This window comes from Macellibacteroides sp., from assembly GCF_050251695.1.
Taxonomy (GTDB): Bacteria; Bacteroidota; Bacteroidia; order Bacteroidales; family Tannerellaceae; genus Macellibacteroides; species Macellibacteroides fermentans.
The window spans coordinates 1-4,422 of sequence record NZ_JBFWMI010000154.1; the positions used below are offsets into that span (position 1 = coordinate 1).

The window sequence follows — 4,422 nt, forward strand, 5'->3', positions numbered from 1 at the left end:
GTAGAACGTTCGCTCAATAATCTGGATCCATCGGAAATTGAGTCTTTTTCGGTATTAAAAGATGCATCTGCCAGTGCTGTTTACGGAGTACGTGGAGCAAATGGGGTCGTAATTATAAATACTAAACGTGGCGAAATTGGTAAACCCAAAGTGAGTGTTCGACTCGATCAGGGTATTACCAAGTTAGGTAAGCTTCCTGAATTTATCGGGTCTGCAGATTATCTGAGCTTGCTTAACGAAATTGCACGCGACGAAAACAAACCCGAACGATACACAGAAGAACAAATTCTGAAGTATCGTACCGGCGAAGATCCCGATCTTTTCCCCAACGTAAACTGGGTGGACGCAATTACAGACGACTATGGACATAATACCCGTGCAAACCTTACCGTATCCGGAGGTAGTGAGATTCTGAGATATTCATTAGTTGGATCATTTTATAACGAAAAAGGAATTATCTCTCGCGATAAACGACAAGAATGGAATTCAAGCTCATCGTTAAACCGCTATAATGTGCGCTCTAACGTAGATGTGGATGTAACCAAAACAACCGTCTTTCGTGTAAATATTGGGGGTTATCTTCAAGATCGCCGTCGTGCACCGGAAAGTGTGGATAACTTGTTCTCCGTAGCATTTGACACCCCTCCGTTCGTTCATCCTCAACAATATTCATCCGGAGAAATACCCGTTGTACCTCAACGTGCCAATCCATGGGCTCTGGCAACCCAAAGAGGGTACGAGACCTTCAGCGACAGTAAGCTGGAATCATTGTTCTCCATCGAACAAAACCTGAATTTTATTACTGAAGGTTTAAAGACGAAAGCCATTTTCTCCTTCGACCGTTTTCAGGGGAATGGTGTTTCAAGAAGCAAATCGCCCGATTATTACAATCCAGCCGTAGGACGTAACGAAGATGGTTCACTCAATCTGGTTATCTACAGTTACGGACAAAACTTTTTGAACCACAGCAACTCATCTGATTGGGGAAACAAGAGAACCTACCTGGAGTGGACCGTTTCATATGATCGGACCTTTGGAAAACATACAGTAAACGGGATGTTCCTTTTTAACCGCAGTAATTACGAAGATGGGAGCAAGCTGCCTTACCGAAATCAAGGTATCGCTGGACGTGCCTCTTATACATACGACAGCCGCTACGTGGCCGAGTTAAACTTTGGATACAACGGATCCGAAAACTTTGCCAAAGGAAGTCGTTACGGATTCTTCCCCTCTGTAGCTGTTGGGTGGTTGCTTTCGGAAGAACCTTTCATGAAGCCTTACAAAGAGACCTTCTCTAAAATCAAGTTCAGAGGCTCTTACGGTCTGGTGGGTAACGACCAACTTGGGGCAAACCGGGGTGATTATCGCTTTGCCTATTTAACTACAATTGGAGATACAGACGGTTATCGTTGGGGTGTTGATAACGATTACCATCGTTCCGGACGTTGGGAAGGAAACGTAGGTGTAGCAAATCTTACCTGGGAGACCGTAAAAAAGGCCAATATCGGACTTGAACTTGGACTTTGGAATGCCATCGAATTACAGGCAGATTACTTTAAAGACCGTCGCGAGAATATCTTCCTGCAACGTCAGACTATGCCCGGATCGGCTGGATTTGTGCAAACACCTTTTCAGAATTTCGGTATTGTGACCAATCAGGGGATTGATCTGTCACTCACAGCCAATAAACAAGTAAGCAAAGACTTTCTGATCTCCGCCCGTGGAACCTTCACCTACGCAAAGAATAAGATAATAGAACAAGACGAACCGTTAGGAGTTTTAGGAACAAACCGGTCAAGCACAGGCTATCCTATCGGTCAAATCTTTGGTTTACAGGACGAAGGACTCTTTACTGATGCAGATTTTGTTGATGGTGAATTAATAGAGGGTATTCCGGAACACACCTTCAGCAAAGTTCGTCCGGGAGATATCAAGTACAAGGATGTAAACAAAGACGGTGTTATCAACGACCTGGACCGTTCAGCTATCGGAGGAACCTGGAACCCGCAGATAGTATATGGATTCGGACTAAACTTCCAATACAAGAACTTTGATTTCGGATTCTTCTTCCAGGGTAATGCTAAAACATATCGATTGATCGGTGGAAGTAACTTTATACCAGGAAGCGGAGATGGCTCCATGGGTAATATACTATCCAACTATCAGGATCATTGGACTGTTGACAACCCCGATCAAAACGCCTTCTGGCCACGCCTATCAAGCTCCAGAAATGCCAATAACACCCAGGAGTCAACCTGGTGGCTGCAAGATATGAGCATGCTTCGGTTAAAGAACGTGGAGTTAGGATATAACTTCTCCAAAAAGAAGTTACTGCCAGCCTTTATCCAGAGTGCCCGCCTATTTGTAACCGGCTCCAACCTGCTTCAGTTCTCAGGATTTAAATTGTGGGATCCTGAGTTGGATACATCAACCGGACTACGATACCCCATCATGAAGTCGGCATCCTTTGGATTAGAAGTTAATTTTTAAATCGATAAAAGTATACAACGTATGAAACTTATAAAATATTTATTCGTAGCCTTAGTACTTGGTGCATTTAGTTCCTGTTCGGACTATCTGGATAAACAACCGGACGATATGCTTACGCTTGAAATGGTATTTAACGACAAGACCCGCACAGAAGACTGGTTGGCAGGTTGCTATTCCAGTATACCCGATCCTCTTTGGAGTGGAGCATACGGTCTTGGTCAAAACGGATTAGGGCCCTTGGGAGACGATGTAGCTCCGTCCACTGGCTGGGAAAAATTCGGATGGAACATCGTTGCCAAACAAACCGGAAACTGGAGTCCTAATTCGGGTGACGGACACGGCTACTGGTCTTTGCTGCCTAAACGTATCCGTACTGCTCTTATTTTCATTGAAAATGTTAAACCCAATGCCGCCCAGCTGGTAACCGAAGCAGATGTGGAAAACATGAAGAATGAAGCCCGTTTCCTGATTGCCTACTATAAAACATTACTGGTAGAGATTTACGGACCGGTACCTTTCAACCCCGACAAGCTTCTTTCCGGAGGAAGTAGCAACGAAGAGCTGATGGCCGGACAAACCCCGTACGATGAAATCGTAAACTGGATAGACAAAGAATTGCTTGACCTGTCAAAGAAACTGCCAGCTTCGTACTCCGATAAGAAAAAATTCGGCCGTGCCACCTCCATCATGTGTCTGGCTGTACGTGCACGTCTGTTACTCTTTGCCGCAAGTCCGCTTGTAAATGGAAACCCCGATTATAAAGGACATGTAAACAACAAAGGCGTGGAACTGTTCAATACCACCTACGATCCTCAGAAATGGGTAAGGGCAGCCAATGCCTGCAAGGAGTTAATAGATGCAGCCCATGCTGCAGGCCACGGACTGTATTACGAATACAATGCCGACGGAAGTATTGATCCTTTCCAATCCTATCAGAATATGTTCTTTAAGAAAACCACTGAAGGAAACAAAGAAATACTGTTTGCCCGTCCGGATTGTAATATAAATGAGATCAACAGACATGCCACACCCAGAGGTTGTGCAGGTAACGGGGGATATGGAATTACCCAGTCGTTGGTTGATGCCTTCTTTATGGAAAACGGATTGCCTCCTATCGTAGGATACAATACCGATGGAAGCCCTATTATCAATGAAGCCTCAGGTTACAAAGAAAAGGGATTCTCTACAGCTCCGGAGATACGCAACACTAAATGGATCGAGTCGCAGGGAGACGGCAAAGTAACCCTTGCAGGTACCTACAATATGTATACTCACAGAGAGCCTCGCTTCTATATATCCGTATTATACAACCGGGCATGGTACCGTTCTGAAAATAGAACAACCCGCTTTATGATTGGCGAATGGGATGGAGGTCCTACTCACGATGCACCGCAAAACGGCTATCTGTTACGTAAAACAATACATCCGGATCACGAAGTCCGCAACGGTGTATTCCCCTATTATCCCGGAATTCTGTATCGTTTGGGTGAAGCATACCTAAATTATGCCGAAGCATTAAACGAGGCTAACCCGGGTAATCCAGATATCCTTAAATATCTCAATCTAATTCGCGAAAGAGCAGGTATTCCTCAATACGGATCTGGTGCAGGTATGATCCCAGTCCCTGCAAATCAGGCAGACATGCGAGAAGCCATCCATCGCGAACGTCGTGTAGAGATGAATTGCGAGAATATCATCCGTTACTTTGATATCCGTCGTTGGAAACAAGGCGAGAAATTCCTGAACGGACCATTCTATGGAATGAACTTCATGGGCGAAAAAGTTAGCGACGACGATAAAGACCCCAAGGCCTTCTTTACACGTAAGGTATATCAGAACCGGGTATTTGAAAAGAAACACTACTGGTTCCCCGTTCCACAATCCGAAATGGACAAGAATCCGAACCTTGTACAAAATCCTTTCTGGAAATAA

2 protein-coding genes are annotated in these 4,422 nt (G+C 44.7%); both read left to right on the forward strand.

Going from position 1 to position 4,422, the window contains the following annotated elements; all coding sequences use genetic code 11:
* On the forward strand, positions 1 to 2,490 hold a 2,490-nt coding region (locus AB7E53_RS14295; RefSeq protein ID WP_446776436.1), incomplete at its 5' end, for a SusC/RagA family TonB-linked outer membrane protein.
* Between the two features lie 21 nt (positions 2,491 to 2,511).
* Complete coding sequence (locus tag AB7E53_RS14300) at positions 2,512 to 4,422, forward strand: RagB/SusD family nutrient uptake outer membrane protein (protein WP_421468321.1); 1,911 nt, start codon at positions 2,512 to 2,514, stop codon at positions 4,420 to 4,422.